The organism is Luteimonas saliphila, assembly GCF_016774335.1.
Taxonomy (GTDB): Bacteria; Pseudomonadota; Gammaproteobacteria; order Xanthomonadales; family Xanthomonadaceae; genus Luteimonas; species Luteimonas saliphila.
The window spans coordinates 1-19,080 of the sequence record NZ_JAETWA010000015.1 but is presented as its reverse complement, the minus strand read 5'-3'; the positions used below and the strand labels follow the sequence as shown (position 1 = coordinate 19,080).

The 19,080-nt window shown below is 66.0% G+C and carries 13 protein-coding genes and 1 tRNA gene; all 14 read left to right on the top strand.

Annotated features, from left to right (window positions below; genetic code table 11):
- The 14 genes from tuf (JMO03_RS04315) to tuf (JMO03_RS04250) all read left to right on the top strand — a co-directional run bounded on the left by tuf (JMO03_RS04315) (position 1) and on the right by tuf (JMO03_RS04250) (position 18,942).
- Positions 1 to 1,191 carry an elongation factor Tu gene (tuf, locus tag JMO03_RS04315; protein WP_202840109.1) on the top strand — a complete coding sequence of 397 codons (1,191 nt, stop codon included), beginning with the start codon at positions 1 to 3 and terminating at the stop codon, positions 1,189 to 1,191.
- A 180-nt stretch (positions 1,192 to 1,371) separates the two neighbouring features.
- Positions 1,372 to 1,447 (top strand) — tRNA-Trp (locus JMO03_RS04310).
- Between the two features lie 19 nt (positions 1,448 to 1,466).
- A complete protein-coding gene (secE, locus tag JMO03_RS04305) occupies positions 1,467 to 1,847 on the top strand; it encodes a preprotein translocase subunit SecE (RefSeq protein WP_202840650.1) in 381 nt (126 codons plus the stop codon).
- A gap of 17 nt (positions 1,848 to 1,864) precedes the next feature.
- Entirely contained in the window at positions 1,865 to 2,437 is a 573-nt protein-coding gene (gene nusG / locus JMO03_RS04300; RefSeq protein ID WP_202840648.1) for a transcription termination/antitermination protein NusG, read from the top strand.
- Between the two features lie 192 nt (positions 2,438 to 2,629).
- On the top strand, positions 2,630 to 3,058 hold the full coding sequence (gene rplK / locus JMO03_RS04295) for a 50S ribosomal protein L11 (protein WP_202840646.1): 429 nt from the start codon (positions 2,630 to 2,632) through the stop codon (positions 3,056 to 3,058).
- A 4-nt stretch (positions 3,059 to 3,062) separates the two neighbouring features.
- A complete protein-coding gene (gene rplA / locus JMO03_RS04290; protein WP_202840644.1) occupies positions 3,063 to 3,761 on the top strand; it encodes a 50S ribosomal protein L1 in 699 nt (232 codons plus the stop codon).
- A 526-nt stretch (positions 3,762 to 4,287) separates the two neighbouring features.
- Complete coding sequence (rplJ, locus tag JMO03_RS04285; protein ID WP_202840642.1) at positions 4,288 to 4,812, top strand: 50S ribosomal protein L10; 525 nt, start codon at positions 4,288 to 4,290, stop codon at positions 4,810 to 4,812.
- A gap of 76 nt (positions 4,813 to 4,888) precedes the next feature.
- The gene (gene rplL / locus JMO03_RS04280) at positions 4,889 to 5,263 is read left to right on the top strand and encodes a 50S ribosomal protein L7/L12 (protein WP_149104904.1); all 375 of its coding nucleotides are present in this window, start codon (positions 4,889 to 4,891) and stop codon (positions 5,261 to 5,263) included.
- A gap of 421 nt (positions 5,264 to 5,684) precedes the next feature.
- Positions 5,685 to 9,860, top strand: coding sequence for a DNA-directed RNA polymerase subunit beta (gene rpoB / locus JMO03_RS04275; protein ID WP_202840640.1), 4,176 nt, complete (start codon positions 5,685 to 5,687; stop codon positions 9,858 to 9,860).
- A 125-nt stretch (positions 9,861 to 9,985) separates the two neighbouring features.
- Positions 9,986 to 14,239 carry a DNA-directed RNA polymerase subunit beta' gene (rpoC, locus tag JMO03_RS04270; RefSeq protein WP_202840638.1) on the top strand — a complete coding sequence of 1,418 codons (4,254 nt, stop codon included), beginning with the start codon at positions 9,986 to 9,988 and terminating at the stop codon, positions 14,237 to 14,239.
- Positions 14,240 to 14,501: 262 nt separating this feature from the next.
- Positions 14,502 to 14,876 carry a 30S ribosomal protein S12 gene (gene rpsL / locus JMO03_RS04265; RefSeq protein ID WP_149104901.1) on the top strand — a complete coding sequence of 125 codons (375 nt, stop codon included), beginning with the start codon at positions 14,502 to 14,504 and terminating at the stop codon, positions 14,874 to 14,876.
- A gap of 10 nt (positions 14,877 to 14,886) precedes the next feature.
- On the top strand, positions 14,887 to 15,354 hold the full coding sequence (gene rpsG, locus JMO03_RS04260; protein ID WP_149104900.1) for a 30S ribosomal protein S7: 468 nt from the start codon (positions 14,887 to 14,889) through the stop codon (positions 15,352 to 15,354).
- A gap of 185 nt (positions 15,355 to 15,539) precedes the next feature.
- Entirely contained in the window at positions 15,540 to 17,636 is a 2,097-nt protein-coding gene (gene fusA, locus JMO03_RS04255; RefSeq protein WP_202840636.1) for an elongation factor G, read from the top strand.
- Positions 17,637 to 17,751: 115 nt separating this feature from the next.
- On the top strand, positions 17,752 to 18,942 hold the full coding sequence (gene tuf, locus JMO03_RS04250; protein ID WP_202840109.1) for an elongation factor Tu: 1,191 nt from the start codon (positions 17,752 to 17,754) through the stop codon (positions 18,940 to 18,942).
- Positions 18,943 to 19,080: the final 138 nt, after the last annotated feature.

Below are 19,080 nucleotides of genomic sequence, written 5' to 3'. Positions count from 1 at the left end.
ATGGCAAAGGGTAAGTTCGAGCGCACCAAGCCCCACGTGAACGTGGGCACGATCGGCCACGTGGACCACGGCAAGACGACGCTGACGGCGGCGCTGACGAAGATCGGTGCCGAGCGTTTCGGTGGCGAGTTCAAGGCCTACGACGCGATCGACGCGGCGCCGGAGGAGAAGGCGCGCGGGATCACGATCTCGACCGCGCACGTGGAATACGAGTCCCCGAACCGCCATTACGCGCACGTGGACTGCCCGGGCCACGCCGACTACGTGAAGAACATGATCACCGGTGCGGCGCAGATGGACGGTGCGATCCTGGTGTGTTCGGCCGCGGACGGCCCGATGCCGCAGACGCGCGAGCACATCCTGCTGGCGCGCCAGGTGGGCGTGCCGTACATCGTGGTCTTCCTGAACAAGGCGGACATGGTGGACGACGCTGAGCTGCTGGAGCTGGTGGAGATGGAAGTGCGTGAACTCCTGTCCAAGTACGAGTTCCCGGGCGACGACACCCCGATCATCCACGGTTCGGCGCTCAAGGCGCTGGAAGGCGACCAGAGCGAGATCGGCGTGCCTGCGATCATCAAGCTGGTGGAGGCGCTGGACAGCTGGATCCCGCAGCCCGAGCGCGACATCGACAAGCCGTTCCTGATGCCGGTCGAGGACGTGTTCTCGATCTCGGGCCGCGGCACGGTGGTGACCGGGCGGATCGAGCGCGGCGTGATCAAGGTGGGCGAGGAGATCGAGATCGTCGGTATCCGCGCGACGCAGAAGACGACGGTGACGGGCGTGGAGATGTTCCGCAAGCTGCTCGACCAGGGCCAGGCGGGCGACAACGCGGGCCTGCTGCTGCGCGGCACCAAGCGCGACGAGGTCGAGCGCGGCCAGGTGCTGTGCAAGCCCGGTTCGATCAAGCCGCACACCGAGTTCGAGGCGGAGGTGTACGTGCTGTCGAAGGACGAGGGTGGCCGTCATACCCCGTTCTTCAAGGGCTATCGTCCGCAGTTCTACTTCCGCACGACCGACATCACGGGCGCGGTGACGCTGCCGGAGGGCACCGAGATGGTGATGCCGGGCGACAACGTGAAGATGGTGGTGTCGCTGATCAACCCGGTGGCGATGGACGAGGGCCTGCGCTTCGCGATCCGCGAGGGCGGCCGTACGGTCGGCGCCGGCGTGGTGGCGAAGATCATCAAGTGACCTGACACCCCGTGCGCGCCAAGGCGCGCACGGCTGGTGGAAGGTCATCCCGAGCGCAAGCGAGGGATCTCCCCCGGCCCCGGTCCCCGACCGGAACCGGACAGGCAAGGGCGAGGCGGCGAAAGCCGCCGTCGCCTTTTACGGAACCAGTGGTCGGGCCGACGGTCGGATCGAAGCAATACGCCAGTAGCTCAATTGGCAGAGCAGCGGTCTCCAAAACCGCAGGTTGGGGGTTCGAGTCCCTCCTGGCGTGCCATCGTAGAGTAGCGAGTCGAGTGAACAGCAGAGTCGAGCAACCCGGAACAGCGTCCGCCGGTGACATGATCAAGTACGCGCTGGCGCTGCTGCTGGTCGCGGCGGGCGTGTTCGCGTTCTACTGGTTCGAGGGCGACTGGCCGGGTCCCGCCCGGGTCGCTGCGGTGGCCGCGGGCGTGGTGGCCGGCGTGGCGTTGTTCATGACCAGCGGCAAAGGCCACCAGACGCGCGAGTTCCTGTCCGAATCGCGCTTCGAACTGCGCAAGGTGGTCTGGCCGACGCGCCAGGAAGCGATGCGCATGACCTGGGTGGTGATCGTCGTGGTGATCATCATCGCGCTGATGCTGGCCGGGTTCGACACGGTCATCCAGTGGCTGGTGAAGTTGTTCCTCGCTCAATGACGGAGAGTACGGGTCTGATGGAAGCGCAAGGCGTCAAGCGTTGGTATGTGGTGCACGCCTATTCCGGCTTCGAGAAGTCGGTGGCGCAGGCGCTGCGCGACCGCATCGCCCGCGCGGAGATGCAGGACAAGTTCGGCGACGTGCTGGTGCCGACCGAGGAAGTGGTGGAGATGCGCTCCGGACAGAAGCGACGTTCCGAGCGCAAGTTCTTCCCCGGCTACGTGCTGGTGCAGATCGCGACCCACGACGAGAGCGGCATTCCGCGCATGGACAGCGAAAGCTGGCACCTCGTCAAGGAAACCCCGAAGGTGATGGGCTTCATCGGCGGCACCGCCGACCGTCCGCTGCCGATCCGTGACGAAGAGGCCGCCGCGATCCTGGACCGGGTCCAGGAAGGCGTGGAGAAGCCCCGTCCCAAGGTGCTGTTCGAGCCGGGCCAGATGGTCCGGGTGGTCGACGGCCCGTTCAACGACTTCAACGGCGTGGTCGAGGAAGTCAACTACGAGAAGAGCCGCCTGCGCGTGGCGGTGCTGATCTTCGGCCGCTCGACTCCGGTCGAGCTCGAGTTCGGGCAGGTCGAGAAGGCCTGAATCCGCGGGGCTGCCATCGGTCCGAAAACCCGCTATACTAGCCGGCTCCCCCGTCCCGGGAAGCCGGGTCGACCCGCTGGCCGCCGAACGCGCGGCCTTTCGCGTGGAAGGGGCAACGCGATGCCGGGACGCGTGATTCTCCCGGCCCGATGGGGAGCCTGAACGGCGCTTGCACCCGGAGAGAGCAGGAAAATGGCAAAGAAAGTCGTCGGTTACATCAAGCTGCAGGTCAAGGCCGGGCAGGCGAATCCCTCGCCGCCGGTGGGCCCTGCGCTCGGCCAGCGCGGCCTGAACATCATGGAGTTCTGCAAGGCGTTCAACGCCGCGACCTCCAAGCTCGAGCCCGGCCTGCCGACCCCGGTGATCATCACCGCGTATTCGGACCGGACCTTCACCTTCGTCACCAAGAGCACGCCGGCCACGGTGCTGCTGAAGAAGGCCGCGGGCGTCACCTCCGGCTCCAAGCGCCCGAACACCGAGAAGGTGGGCAAGGTCACCCGCAAGCAGCTCGAGGAGATCGCCCAGGCGAAGGAACCCGACCTGACCGCGGCCGACCTGGACGCGGCGGTACGCACCATCGCGGGCTCCGCCCGTTCGATGGGCCTGACGGTGGAGGGCTGAGGACATGGCACTGAACAAGCGACAGAAGGCGATCAAGGCCGCCGTGCAGCCCGGCAAGGCCTACGCGATCGATGAAGCCCTGAAGATCGTCAAGGATCACAGCAAGGCCAAGTTCGTCGAGGCCGTGGACGTGGCCGTCCGCCTGGGCGTCGATGCCAAGAAGTCCGACCAGCAGGTGCGCGGCTCGACCGTGCTGCCGCAGGGCACCGGCAAGAGCGTGCGCGTGGCGGTGTTCGCCCCGGCCGGCGCGAAAGCCGACGAGGCCCTGGCCGCCGGCGCCGACGCGGTCGGCATGGACGACCTGGCCGAGAAGATGCAGGGCGGCGACCTGAACTACGACGTGGTCATCGCCACGCCGGACGCGATGCGCGTGGTCGGCAAGCTCGGCACCCTGCTGGGTCCGCGCGGCCTGATGCCGAACCCCAAGGTCGGCACCGTGTCCCCGAACCCGGGCGAGGCGGTGAAGAACGCCAAGGGCGGCCAGGTGCGCTACCGCACCGACAAGGCCGGCATCATCCATTGCACCATCGGCAAGGCCGACTTCGAGTCCGAACGCCTGAAGGAGAACCTGACCGCGCTGCTGGCGGACCTGGTCAAGGCCAAGCCGGCCACCTCCAAGGGCCAGTACCTGCAGAAGATTTCGGTCAGTTCGACGATGGGCCCCGGCGTGGTCGTGGACCAGTCGTCGTTGAGTTTGAAGTGACGAATCGACCCGCGCGCTTTGCGCGCGGCTGACGATTCGTCATCCCGAGCGTAGCGAGGGATCTGCTTCCCGGAAGAGCAAGCGGAAACAGATTCCTCCCTCCGGTCGGAATGACATCCGAAGATCTTGGGCCGGATGACAAACGGATAGTTGTACGCCCGAATGGAACGAGATCCCTCGCTTCGCTCGGGACAAGTTTTGAGGGCACCGTCGAAGGCGAAAGCACGACACGGCGCCGTCAAAGACCGCAGGCGCGGTCTTTGCTGCAACGGCGACGGGCAAGGAAGCTCGGATCGGCATGGAATCGCCGTCGTTGTGGAACAGACCGCTTAATCCTGGAATGCGAAAGCACGAAAGGGCCCGCGTAGATGGTCGCCGACCCTCCGAAGATCGTTCGATTGATTTTTGGAAACGGCCGCCAAACGGAACGTCGCAAGGCGTTCCCCGCATCGACGGACCGGTGCGGCCCATGGCCTGTCCCCGCGTGGATGCGAGGGGATGGAATTGAAGCAAGAGAGGAAGCGCAATGGCTCTGAATCTGAACCAGAAGAAGGAAGTCGTTGCCGAACTGGCCGAGGTCGCCGGCAAGGCGCACTCGCTGGTCGCCGCGGAGTACGCGGGGCTCACGGTCGCGCAACTGACCGACTTGCGCAAGAAGGCCCGCCAGACGGGCGTGTTCCTGAAGGTTGCCAAGAACACGCTGGTCTCGCGCGCAGTGGAGGGCACCGATTACGCCGTCATCCAGGACGAGCTGACCGGTCCGCTGCTGTATGCCTTCTCGCAGGAAGACCCCGGTGCCGCCGGCCGCCTCATCAAGGACTTCGCCAAGACCGCCGACAAGCTGAAGCCGCGCCTGGTTTCGCTGGGTGGGCAGAAGTACCCGGGCTCCCATGTGGATGTCCTGGCGTCTCTGCCGACCCGCGAACAGGCACTGGCGATGCTGGTGGGCCTGATCGCGCAGCCGGCCACCATGCTGGCCCGCGTGCTCGCCGAGCCCGCCGTGCAGACCGGCCGCGTGATCAACGCGGTCGGCCAGCAGAAGGCAGCCTGAAGTCCTTGTTGAGCGCCGTTCGCAACGAACGCGATCCAACGAACGTTTTCGAATCAATCAATCAAGGTAAACGACAATGTCCCTTTCCAACGAAGAAATCCTGGAAGCCATCGGCAGCAAGACCCTCGTCGAGGTGATGGAGCTGGTCAAGGCTTTCGAAGAGAAGTTCGGCGTCTCCGCCGCCGCCCCGGTCGCGATGGCCGCCGGCCCGGCCGCTGCCGCTGCCGCCCCGGCCGAGGAGCAGACCGAGTTCAACGTCGTGCTGAAGTCGGCCGGCGAGAAGAAGGTCGAGGTCATCAAGGTGGTCCGCGCGATCACCGGCCTGGGCCTGAAGGAAGCCAAGGACCTGACCGAAGCCGGCGGTACGGTGAAGGAAGGCGCCTCGAAGGACGACGCCGCCAAGATCAAGAAGGATCTGGAAGCGGCCGGCGCCACCGTCGAAGTCAAGTGACGTAAGGCCCCATGCGCCGCAGGCGCGTGGCCGGCCGAACGTCATCCCCGCGCAGGCGGGGATCCAAAGAGGTAGAGATTGGCCCTCAATCGAGTGCACATCGCAGCAAAGCACGCCCGAATCCCGCTTGCGCGGGCATGAGGGCGGAAGCCGGGGCTGGGGACGAATGTCCCCGGCCTTCGGCCGTTGTACAGCCGGGAGTAGGGAATCGGGAATCGGGAATCGGAAAGGTAGTGATTTCGTCACGGCGCTCGTCCATTCCCCATTCCCCATTCCCCATTCCCTGCTCCACACAGTTGTCAGTGGACAGTAGCGGGAGAAGGCGTGCTGGTGCCGGCAATACCAGCGACTGCCCAGTGACAACTTTTCGTTTTCCCGGTTTCGCGCATGCGCGATACCAAGACCGAGGCATCAGCTCCCCATGACGACGTCCCAGCACCAGCCGAATTACTCGTTCACCGAGAAGAAGCGCGTCCGCAAGAACTTCGGCAAGCGCCGCTCGATTCTCGAGGTGCCGTTCCTGCTCGCGATCCAGGTGGATTCCTACCGCGAGTTCCTGCAGGCCGACAAGGATCCGAACAAGCGCGACGACAAGGGCCTGCACGCCGCGCTCAAGTCGGTGTTCCCGATCGTCAGCTACAACGGCTACGCGGCGCTGGAATACGTCGGCTACAAGCTCGGCGACCCGGTGTTCGACGAGCGCGAGTGCCGCCAGCGCGGCATGAGCTACGGCGCGCCGCTGCGCGTGACCGTGCGCCTGGTGATCTACGACCGCGAGTCTTCGAACAAGGCGATCAAGTACGTCAAGGAGCAGGAGGTCTACATGGGCGAAATCCCGCTCATGACCGACAACGGCACCTTCATCGTCAACGGCACCGAGCGCGTCATCGTCTCGCAGCTGCACCGTTCGCCCGGCGTGTTCTTCGACCACGACCGCGGCAAGACCCACAGCTCGGGCAAGCTGCTGTTCTCCGCGCGCGTCATCCCCTACCGCGGCTCCTGGCTGGACTTCGAGTTCGACCCCAAGGACGCGCTGTTCACCCGCATCGACCGCCGCCGCAAGCTGCCGGTCTCGGTGCTGCTGCGCGCGCTGGGCTACAACAACGAAGAGATGCTCAACGAGTTCTTCGAGATCAACACCTTCCACATCCTGCCCGAGGGCGAGGGCGTGCAGCTGGAGCTGATCCCGGAGCGCCTGCGCGGCGAGACCCTGAACTTCGACCTCGCCGACGGCGAGAAGGTGATCGTCGAGGCGGGCAAGCGCATCACCGCGCGCCACGTCAAGCAGCTCGAGGCCGCCGGCGTCGCCGCCTTGGCGGTTCCGGACGAGTACCTGGTGGGCCGCGTTCTGTCGCACGACGTGGTCGACGCGTCGACCGGCGAGCTGATCGCCTCGGCCAACGACGAGATCAACGACGACACCCTGCAGGCGCTGCGCAAGGCCGGTGTCGATGCGGTCGGCACGATCTGGACCAACGACCTCGATCGTGGTCCGTACCTGTCCAACACCCTGCGCGTGGACGCGACCAAGACCCAGCTCGACGCGCTGGTCGAGATCTATCGCATGATGCGTCCCGGCGAGCCGCCGACCAAGGACGCCGCGCAGAACCTGTTCCACAACCTGTTCTTCGCGTTCGAGCGCTACGACCTGTCGGCCGTGGGCCGGATGAAGTTCAACCGCCGCATCGGCCGCCGCGAGGTGACCGGCGCACCGGTGCTGTACGACGCCAAGTACTTCGCCGAGCGCAAGGACGAGGAATCCGTGCGCCTGCGCGAACAGTGCGGCGCGATGTCCGACATCCTCGACGTGATCAAGGTGCTGACCGAGATCCGCAACGGCCGCGGCGTGGTCGACGACATCGACCATCTCGGCAACCGCCGCGTGCGTTCGGTCGGCGAGATGGCCGAGAACGTGTTCCGCGTCGGCCTGGTGCGCGTCGAGCGCGCTGTGCGCGAGCGCCTGACCATGGCCGAGGCCGATGGCCTGACGCCGCAGGAGCTGATCAACGCCAAGCCGGTCGCGGCCGCGGTGAAGGAGTTCTTCGGCTCCTCGCAGCTGTCGCAGTTCATGGACCAGAACAACCCGCTGTCGGAAGTCACCCACAAGCGTCGCGTCTCCGCGCTGGGCCCGGGTGGCCTGACCCGCGAGCGCGCCGGCTTCGAAGTGCGCGACGTGCACCCGACCCATTACGGCCGCGTCTGCACCATCGAGACGCCGGAAGGCCCGAACATCGGCCTGATCAACTCGCTGGCCGTGTTCGCGCGGACCAACCGCTACGGCTTCCTCGAGACGCCGTACCGCAAGGTCGTCGAAGGCAAGGTCACCGACGAGATCGAGTTCCTCTCCGCGATCGAGGAGAACGAGTTCGTCATCGCCCAGGCCAATGCGACCCAGGACGCCAAGGGCAACCTCGACGCGCAGTTCGTCGCGTGCCGCTTCCAGGGCGAGAACCTGCTCAAGCCGCCGAGCGAGATCCACTACATGGACGTCTCGCCGATGCAGACCGTGTCGGTGGCGGCCGCGCTCGTGCCGTTCCTCGAACACGACGACGCCAACCGCGCGCTGATGGGCGCCAACATGCAGCGCCAGGCGGTACCGACGCTGCGTGCGCAGAAGCCGCTGGTCGGCACCGGCATCGAGCGCGCGGTGGCGCGCGACTCGGGCGTGACGGTGAACGCGCGCCGCGGCGGCACGGTCGAGCAGATCGATGCCGGCCGCGTCGTGGTCAAGGTCAACGAGGACGAGATTTCCGGCGAGCACGATGCCGGCGTCGACATCTACAACCTGATCAAGTACACCCGTTCGAACCAGAACACCTGCATCAACCAGACCCCGCTGGTGAACGTCGGCGACGTGGTGGCGCGCGGCGACGTGCTGGCCGACGGTCCGTCGACCGACATCGGCGAGCTCGCGCTGGGCCAGAACATGCTGGTCGCGTTCATGCCCTGGAACGGCTACAACTTCGAGGACTCGATCCTGCTCTCCGAGCGCGTGGTCGAGGAGGATCGATACACCACGATCCACATCGAGGAACTGACCTGCGTCGCCCGCGACACCAAGCTGGGCCCTGAGGAGATCTCGGCCGACATCCCGAACGTCTCCGAGCAGGCGCTCAACCGCCTAGACGAGAGCGGCGTGGTGTACATCGGCGCCGAGGTGCGCGCCGGCGACATCATGGTCGGCAAGGTCACGCCCAAGGGCGAGAGCCAGCTCACGCCGGAAGAGAAGCTGCTGCGCGCGATCTTCGGCGAGAAGGCCTCGGACGTGAAGGACAGCTCGCTGCGCGTGCCCCCGGGCATGGACGGCACCGTCATCGACGTCCAGGTGTTCACCCGCGACGGCATCGAGAAGGACAAGCGCGCGCGCCAGATCGAGGAATCCGAGATCAAGCGCGTGAAGAAGGACTTCGACGACCAATTCCGGATCCTCGAGGCCGCCATCTACGATCGCCTGCGCTCGCAGCTGATCGGCAAGGTGGCCAACGGCGGCCCCGGCCTGAAGAAGGGCGACACCGTCACTTCGCTGGTGCTCGACGGCCTGAAGAAGTCCGACTGGTTCCAGCTGCGGATGAAGGACGAGGACGCGGCCGAGGCGATCGAGCGCGCGCAGAAGCAGATCGAGGCGCACGAGAAGGAGTTCGAGAAGCGCTTCGCCGACAAGCGCGGCAAGATCACCCAGGGCGACGACCTCGCGCCGGGCGTGCTGAAGATGGTCAAGGTCTACCTGGCGGTGAAGCGCCGGATCCAGCCGGGCGACAAGATGGCCGGCCGCCACGGCAACAAGGGCGTGGTGTCGACGATCGTGCCGGTCGAGGACATGCCGCACATGGCCAACGGCGAGACCGTCGACATCGTGCTCAACCCGCTGGGCGTGCCGAGCCGCATGAACATCGGCCAGATCCTCGAAACCCACCTCGGGTGGGCGGCCAAGGGCCTCGGCCGCAAGATCGACGCGATGCTGCAGGCCCAGGCCAAGGTCGCCGACCTGCGCAAGTTCCTCGACGAGATCTACAACCACGACAAGGACATGCAGGCGCAGCGCGTCGACCTCAAGCAGTTCAGCGACGAGGAGCTGATCGCGCTGGCGAAGAACCTGGTCGACGGCGTGCCGATGGCCACCCCGGTGTTCGACGGTGCGGCCGAGAGCGAGATCAAGAAGATGCTCGAGCTCGCCGACCTGCCCACCAGCGGCCAGACCCAGCTGTTCGACGGCCGCACCGGCGAGGCGTTCGAGCGCAAGGTGACCGTGGGCTACATGCACATGCTCAAGCTCAACCACCTGGTCGACGACAAGATGCACGCGCGTTCCACCGGCCCGTACTCGCTCGTCACCCAGCAACCGCTGGGCGGCAAGGCGCAGTTCGGCGGACAGCGCTTCGGCGAGATGGAAATGTGGGCGCTGGAAGCCTACGGCGCGGCCTACACCATGCAGGAAATGCTGACGGTGAAGTCCGACGACGTGCAGGGCCGCAACCAGATGTACAAGAACATCGTCGACGGCGAGTACGAGATGGTCGCCGGCATGCCGGAGTCCTTCAACGTGCTGGTCAAGGAAATCCGCTCGCTGGCCATCAACATGGAGTTGGAAGAGCACTGAAGATCGTGATTGGAGGATTCGTGATTCGTGATTCGAAGGGCAAGTGCATCGAATCCGTGTCGCGAATCCGCTTTGACTAATCACCAATCACCAATCACGAATCACGCTCCTTCGGAGACACAGACATGAAAGATTTGCTCAACCTGTTCAACCAGCAGCGCCCGGCGCTCGACTTCGATGCGATCAAGATCGCGCTGGCCTCGCCGGACCTGATCCGTTCGTGGTCCTTCGGCGAGGTGAAGAAGCCCGAGACCATCAACTACCGCACCTTCAAGCCCGAGCGCGACGGCCTGTTCTGCGCCGCCATCTTCGGGCCGATCAAGGACTACGAGTGCCTGTGCGGCAAGTACAAGCGCATGAAGCACCGTGGCGTGGTCTGCGAGAAGTGCGGCACCGAGGTCACCCTGGCCAAGGTCCGCCGCGAGCGCATGGGCCACATCGACCTGGCCTCGCCGGTCGCGCACATCTGGTTCCTCAAGTCGCTGCCCTCGCGTATCGGCCTGATGCTGGACATGACCCTGCGCGACATCGAGCGCATCCTCTACTTCGAGGCCTTCGTGGTCACCGAGCCCGGCCTGACGCCGATGGAGCGCGGCCAGCTGCTGACCGAAGAGCAGTACATGCAGGCGCGCCAGGAACACGGCGACGACTTCGACGCCGCGATGGGCGCCGAGGCCGTGTACGACCTGCTGCGCACGATCGACCTGCAGGCCGAGACGGTCAAGCTGAAGGAAGAGATCGCCGCGACCGGTTCCGAGACCAAGCTCAAGCGCCTGACCAAGCGCATCAAGCTCATCGAGGCCTTCGTCGAGTCCGGCAACCGTCCCGAGTGGATGGTCATGACCGTGCTGCCGGTGCTGCCGCCGGACCTGCGTCCGCTGGTGCCGCTGGATGGCGGCCGCTTCGCGACCTCCGACCTCAACGACCTGTACCGCCGCGTCATCAACCGCAACAACCGCCTGCGCCGCCTGCTCGAACTCAACGCGCCCGACATCATCGTGCGCAACGAGAAGCGCATGCTGCAGGAGTCGGTCGACGCGCTGATGGACAACGGCCGCCGCGGCCGCGCCATCACCGGCACCAACAAGCGGCCGCTGAAGTCGCTGGCCGACATGATCAAGGGCAAGCAGGGCCGGTTCCGCCAGAACCTGCTCGGCAAGCGCGTCGACTACTCGGGCCGTTCGGTCATCGTGGTCGGCCCGACCCTGCGCCTGCACGAGTGCGGCCTGCCGAAGAAGATGGCGTTGGAGCTGTTCAAGCCGTTCATCTTCGCCAAGCTGCAGCGCCGTGGTCTGGCGACGACGATCAAGGCGGCCAAGAAGCTGGTCGAGCGCGAAGAGGCCGAGGTGTGGGACATCCTCGAAGAGGTGATCCGCGAGCACCCGGTGCTGCTCAACCGCGCCCCGACCCTGCACCGCCTCGGCATCCAGGCCTTCGAGCCGGTGCTGATCGAGGGCAAGGCGATCCAGCTGCACCCGCTGGTCTGCACCGCGTTCAACGCCGACTTCGACGGCGACCAGATGGCCGTGCACGTGCCGCTTTCGCTGGAAGCCCAGTTGGAAGCGCGCGCGCTGATGATGTCGACCAACAACATCCTCTCGCCCGCCAACGGCGAGCCGATCATCGTGCCGTCGCAGGACGTGGTGCTGGGCCTGTACTACATGACCCGCGCGCTGGAGAACACCCCGGGCGAGGGCATGGCGTTCGCCAATATCGCCGAGGTCAAGCGCGCCTACGACCACAAGGTCGCCGGCCTGCACGCCAAGGTGAAGGTGCGCATCACCGAGACGGTGATCGACGAGGAAGGCAATCGCGAGCGGAAAACCGCGATCGTGGACACCACGATCGGGCGCGCGCTGCTGGCCGAGATCCTGCCCGATGGCCTGCCGTTCGCGCTGGCCAACACCGAGCTGACCAAGAAGAACATCTCGCGCCTGATCAACAGCTGCTACCGCCAGCTCGGCCTGAAGGACACGGTCGTGTTCGCCGACAAGCTGATGTACACCGGCTTCGCGTTCGCGACCCGCGCGGGCGTGTCGATCGGCATCGACGACATGCTGATTCCGCCCGAGAAGAAGGGCATCCTGGCCGAGGCCGAGACCGAGGTGCTGGAGATCCAGCAGCAGTACCAGTCGGGCCTGGTCACCGCTGGCGAGCGCTACAACAAGGTCGTCGACATCTGGTCGCGCACCAACGAACGCGTCGCCAAGGCGATGATGGAAGCGATCGGCACCGACACCGTCACCAACGCCAAGGGCGAGCGGGTGCCGCAGAAGTCGATGAACTCGATCTACATCATGGCCGATTCCGGCGCCCGTGGTTCGCAGGCGCAGATCCGCCAGCTGGCCGGCATGCGCGGCCTGATGGCCAAGCCCGACGGCTCGATCATCGAAACCCCGATCACCTCGAACTTCCGCGAGGGCCTGAACGTCCAGCAGTACTTCATCTCGACCCACGGCGCGCGAAAAGGCCTCGCGGACACCGCGCTGAAGACCGCCAACTCCGGTTACCTGACCCGGCGCCTGGTCGACGTGGCGCAGGACGTGGTGATCACCGAGACCGACTGCGGGACGACGGCGGGCCTGACCATGACCCCGATCGTGGAAGGCGGCGACGTGGTCGAGCCGCTGCGCGATCGCGTGCTGGGCCGCGTGGTGGTCGAGGACGTGTTCCTGCCGGGCAACGACGAGGATCCGATCGTCACCCGCAACACCCTGCTCGACGAGGCCTGGGTGCAGAAGCTCGAAGACGCCAGCGTGCAGTCGATCAAGGTGCGCTCGACCATCACCTGCCAGAGCGGCTTCGGCGTCTGCGCGATGTGCTACGGCCGCGACCTCGGCCGCGGCCACCTGGTCAACCACGGCGAGGCAGTGGGCGTGGTCGCCGCGCAGTCGATCGGCGAGCCCGGCACCCAGCTGACGATGCGGACGTTCCACATCGGCGGCGCGGCTTCGCGTGCGGCGGCGATCGACAACGTCACGGTCAAGACCACCGGTTCGATCAAGTTCAACAACCTCAAGACCGTGCAGCACGCCAGCGGCAACCTGACGGTGGTATCGCGTTCGGGCGAACTCTCGGTGCTCGACGGCCACGGCCGCGAGCGCGAGCGCTACAAGCTGCCCTACGGCGCGACCATCACGGTCAAGGACGGTGCGGAGATCAAGGCCGGGCAGACCGTAGCCAACTGGGATCCGCACAACCACCCGATCGTCTCGGAAGTGGCCGGCTCGATGCGCTTCGTGGACTTCGTCGACGGCGTCACCGTCATCGAGAAGACCGACGAACTGACCGGCTTGGCGTCGCGCGAGATCACCGATCCCAAGCGTCGCGGTTCGCAGGGCAAGGACCTGCGCCCGATCGTGCGCATCGTCGACAAGGACGGCAACGACCTCAACATCCCGGGCACCGACCTGCCGGCGCAGTACCTGCTGCCGCCGCGCTCGATCGTCAACCTGCAGGACGGCGCGCCGGTCGGCGTGGGCGACGTGGTCGCCAAGATCCCGCAGGAGGCGTCCAAGACCCGCGACATCACCGGCGGCCTGCCGCGCGTGGCGGACCTGTTCGAGGCGCGCAAGCCCAAGGATCCGGCCGTCCTGGCGGAGAAGTCGGGCGTGGTCAGCTTCGGCAAGGACACCAAGGGCAAGCAGCGCCTGATCATCAAGGGACCGGACGGCGAGGAGCACGAGGAGCTGATCCCGAAGTACCGCCAGATCATCGTGTTCGAGGGCGAGCACGTGGAGAAGGGCGAGACCGTGGTGGACGGCGAGCCGAGCCCGCAGGACATCCTGCGCCTGCTGGGCGTCGAGCCCCTGGCGTCCTACCTGACCAAGGAAATCCAGGACGTCTACCGCCTGCAGGGCGTGAAGATCAACGACAAGCACATCGAGGTGATCATTCGCCAGATGCTGCGCAAGGTCGAGATCACCGACCCGGGCGACAGCCGCTACCTGGCTGGCGAGCAGGCCGAGCGCCAGCGCGTCATCGAGGACAACGTCAAGCTGAACTCCAAGAACGAGCTGCCGATCAAGGCCGATCCGGTCCTGCTGGGCATCACCAAGGCGTCGCTGGCGACCGAGTCGTTCCTGTCCGCGGCCTCGTTCCAGGAGACCACCCGCGTGCTGACCGAGGCGGCCGTCCGCGGCACCCGCGACACGCTGCGCGGCCTCAAGGAAAACGTGATCGTCGGCCGCCTGATCCCCGCCGGCACCGGCCTGGCCTACCACACCCGCCGCCGCAACCGGGGCACCGGCCTGACCGACTCCGAGCTCGAGACGCTCAGCGCCGCCCCGGCCGAACCGGTCGTGACGGATGCCTCGGCGGTCATGCTCGAGGACGCCGCGCCCGCCGAAGGGCAGGGCGAGGAGTCCAGCGCGAGCTGATGCGACACCCCCGGCGGGTCCTGACCGGCCCCGCCCAGAACTCGAAATGAGGCGCAGGGAGCGCCTCGTTTTCGGCCCAGGACGGGCGGAGCGGCATTTTGGTCCGGCGGCGGGCAACCGCGGCGACGGGACTGGAAGCATGGCTTGCGTTGACGGTCTCCGTCCGCGCGGGCTATACTTTTTCGTCTCGGCAGGTCGGGTGTTCCCGCCTGCCGATGTTTTCACGAGGGCATGCGCCCCGAAACCGAAGAACCTTCGACCGATGGCAACGATCAACCAGCTGGTGCGCAAGCCGCGCAGCCCGGAAGTCTACAAGAGCACCTCCCCCGCGCTGGCCAACTGCCCGCAGCGGCGCGGCGTGTGCACCCGCGTGTACACCACCACCCCCAAGAAGCCGAACTCGGCCCTGCGCAAGGTCGCCAAGGTGCGCCTGACCAACGGTTACGAGGTGATCTCGTACATCGGCGGCGAAGGGCACAACCTGCAGGAGCACAGCGTGGTGCTGATCCGCGGCGGTCGCGTCAAGGACCTGCCCGGCGTGCGCTACCACACCGTGCGCGGCTCGCTCGACGCCGCCGGCGTCGCCAAGCGCAAGCAGGCGCGTTCCAAGTACGGCGCCAAGCGCCCGAAAGCCTGAGGAATAGACAATGTCGCGTAAAGGAAACACCCCGCAGCGTGCCGTGCTGCCAGATCCCAAGCACCACAGCGATACGATCGCGCGCTTCATCAACATGGTCATGAAGAGCGGCAAGAAGTCGGTGGCCGAGAAGATCGTCTACGGCGCCATGGACGTGATCGGCGAGAAGAACGACAACCCGCTCGACCTGGTCGAGAAGGCGCTGGGCAACATCTCGCCGTCGGTCGAGGTGAAGTCCCGCCGCGTCGGCGGCGCGACCTACCAGGTACCGGTCGAAGTGCGACAGTCGCGCCGCATGGCGCTGGCCATGCGCTGGCTGATCGAGTCGGCGCGCAAGCGCGGCGAGAACACCATGCCGCGCAAGCTGGCCGCCGAGCTGATCGACGCGTCCGAGAACCGCGGCGGCGCGATCAAGAAGCGCGAGGAAACGCACCGCATGGCGGATGCGAACAAGGCTTTCGCGCACTACCGCTGGTAAGACCCACCATGGGGGCTTGAGCTTCGGCCCCCGCGGCACCATCTCAGGTGCCACTTCGCGGCCCTGCCGCACGCGATGCCCAGATGCCGCCGCCAGGCGGCATTCGGCCATTGAAGCGAGTCCTTCGCGACAGTCCCGCGATCCATTGCGCGGACTTCCCACCGCATCGAATCTGAGGCAATCCCGTGGCCCGCACGACCCCCATCGAACGCTACCGCAACTTCGGCATCATGGCGCACATCGACGCCGGCAAGACGACGACGTCGGAGCGCATCCTGTTCTACACCGGCAAGAGCCACAAGATCGGCGAGGTGCACGACGGCGCCGCGACGATGGACTGGATGGAGCAGGAGCAGGAGCGCGGCATCACGATCCAGTCGGCGGCGACCACCGCGTTCTGGAAGGGCATGGACAAGTCCATGCAGGAGCACCGCTTCAACATCATCGACACCCCCGGGCACGTCGACTTCACGATCGAGGTCGAGCGTTCCCTGCGCGTGCTCGACGGCGCGGTGTTCGTGCTGTGCGCGGTCGGCGGCGTGCAGCCGCAGTCCGAGACCGTGTGGCGCCAGGCCAACAAGTACCACGTCCCGCGCGTCGCGTTCGTCAACAAGATGGACCGCACCGGCGCCAACTTCGTCAAGGTCCGCGACCAGCTGAAGTCGCGCCTGGGCGCCTACCCGGTGCCGATGCAGGTGCCGATCGGTGCGGAGGAAGGGTTCGAGGGCGTGGTCGATCTGATCAAGATGAAGGCGATCCACTGGGACGTCGCCTCTCAGGGCCTGAACTTCGAATACCGCGAGATCCCGGCCGACCTCAAGGAGCAGGCCGAGGAAGCGCGCGCGTTCATGATCGAGGCCGCGGCCGAGGCCAGCGAAGAGTTGATGAACAAGTACCTCGAGGGCGGCGAGCTCACCGAGGAGGAGATCATCAACGGGCTGCGCGAGCGCACGCTCAAGACCGAGATCGTGCCGATGTTCTGCGGCTCGGCGTTCAAGAACAAGGGCGTGCAGGCGATGCTCGACGGCGTCGTCCACCTGCTGCCGTCGCCGGTCGACGTGCCGGCGGTGAAGGGCCTGGATGTCGACGACGAGACCAAGGAGCTGAGCCGCGAATCCAGCGACAAGGCGCCGTTCTCCGCGCTCGCCTTCAAGATCATGACCGACCCGTTCGTCGGCTCGCTGACGTTCTTCCGCGTCTACTCGGGCACCCTCAACGCCGGCGACCAGGTGCTGAACTCGGTCAAGGGCAAGAAGGAGCGCATCGGCCGACTTCTGCAGATGCATTCGAACAACCGCGAGGAAATCAAGGAAGTGCTGGCCGGCGACATCGCCGCCGCGGTGGGCCTGAAGGACGTCACCACCGGCGACACCCTGTGCTCGCAGGATTCGCCGATCGTGCTGGAGCGCATGACGTTCCCGGAGCCGGTGATCTCGATGGCGGTCGAGCCGAAGACCAAGTCCGACCAGGAGAAGATGGGCCTGGCGCTCGGCCGGCTGGCGCAGGAGGATCCGTCCTTCCGCGTGCGCACCGACGAAGAGTCCGGCCAGACGATCATCTCCGGCATGGGCGAGCTGCACCTGGACATCATCGTCGACCGCATGAAGCGCGAGTTCAACGTGGAGGCCAACGTCGGCAAGCCGCAGGTGGCCTACCGCGAGACGATCCGCAAGACGGTGAAGCAGGAAGGCAAGTTCGTCCGCCAGTCGGGCGGCAAGGGCCAGTTCGGCCACGTGTGGCTGGAGATCTCGCCGCAGGAGCCGGGCACCGGTTACGAGTTCGAGAACGCGATCGTGGGCGGCGTCGTGCCGAAGGAGTACATCCCGGCGGTCGACAAGGGCATCCAGGAGGCGCTGGCCAACGGCATCCTCGCCGGCTTCCCGATCGTGGACGTCAAGGTGAAGCTGTTCGACGGTTCCTACCACGAGGTCGACTCGTCCGAAATGGCGTTCAAGATCGCCGGTTCGATGGGCTTCAAGGAAGGCTTCTCCAAGGCCTCCCCGGTGCTGCTCGAACCGATCATGAAGGTCGAGGTCGTCACCCCCGAGGATTACCTCGGTGACGTGATGGGCGACGTCAGTCGTCGCCGCGGCATCCTGCAGGGCCAGGACGATAGTCCCGCCGGCAAGATCATCAACGCGATGATTCCGCTGGGCGAGATGTTCGGTTACGCCACGCAGCTGCGTTCGATGTCGCAGGGCCGCGCCACCTTCACGATGGAGTTCGACCACTACGCCGAGGCGCCGGCCAACATCGCCGAGTCGGTGGTCAAGAAGAAGTAATGCCGTGATCGGCGATTGGTGATGGGTGATCCGCAACAGCGGATCACCTTCGCCGGATCGCCACTTCACGGATCACGACTTTCGAATCACGAATTTTCGAATCACGGAGTTAGAAATGGCAAAGGGTAAGTTCGAGCGCACCAAGCCCCACGTGAACGTGGGCACGATCGGCCACGTGGACCACGGCAAGACGACGCTGACGGCGGCGCTGACGAAGATCGGTGCCGAGCGTTTCGGTGGCGAGTTCAAGGCCTACGACGCGATCGACGCGGCGCCGGAGGAGAAGGCGCGCGGGATCACGATCTCGACCGCGCACGTGGAATACGAGTCCCCGAACCGCCATTACGCGCACGTGGACTGCCCGGGCCACGCCGACTACGTGAAGAACATGATCACCGGTGCGGCGCAGATGGACGGTGCGATCCTGGTGTGTTCGGCCGCGGACGGCCCGATGCCGCAGACGCGCGAGCACATCCTGCTGGCGCGCCAGGTGGGCGTGCCGTACATCGTGGTCTTCCTGAACAAGGCGGACATGGTGGACGACGCTGAGCTGCTGGAGCTGGTGGAGATGGAAGTGCGTGAACTCCTGTCCAAGTACGAGTTCCCGGGCGACGACACCCCGATCATCCACGGTTCGGCGCTCAAGGCGCTGGAAGGCGACCAGAGCGAGATCGGCGTGCCTGCGATCATCAAGCTGGTGGAGGCGCTGGACAGCTGGATCCCGCAGCCCGAGCGCGACATCGACAAGCCGTTCCTGATGCCGGTCGAGGACGTGTTCTCGATCTCGGGCCGCGGCACGGTGGTGACCGGGCGGATCGAGCGCGGCGTGATCAAGGTGGGCGAGGAGATCGAGATCGTCGGTATCCGCGCGACGCAGAAGACGACGGTGACGGGCGTGGAGATGTTCCGCAAGCTGCTCGACCAGGGCCAGGCGGGCGACAACGCGGGCCTGCTGCTGCGCGGCACCAAGCGCGACGAGGTCGAGCGCGGCCAGGTGCTGTGCAAGCCCGGTTCGATCAAGCCGCACACCGAGTTCGAGGCGGAGGTGTACGTGCTGTCGAAGGACGAGGGTGGCCGTCATACCCCGTTCTTCAAGGGCTATCGTCCGCAGTTCTACTTCCGCACGACCGACATCACGGGCGCGGTGACGCTGCCGGAGGGCACCGAGATGGTGATGCCGGGCGACAACGTGAAGATGGTGGTGTCGCTGATCAACCCGGTGGCGATGGACGAGGGCCTGCGCTTCGCGATCCGCGAGGGCGGCCGTACGGTCGGCGCCGGCGTGGTGGCGAAGATCATCAAGTGACCTGACACCCCGTGCGCGCCAAGGCGCGCACGGCTGGTGGAAGGTCATCCCGAGCGCAAGCGAGGGATCTCCCCCGGCCCCGGTCCCCGACCGGAACCGGACAGGCAAGGGCGAGGCGGCGAAAGCCGCCGTCGCCTT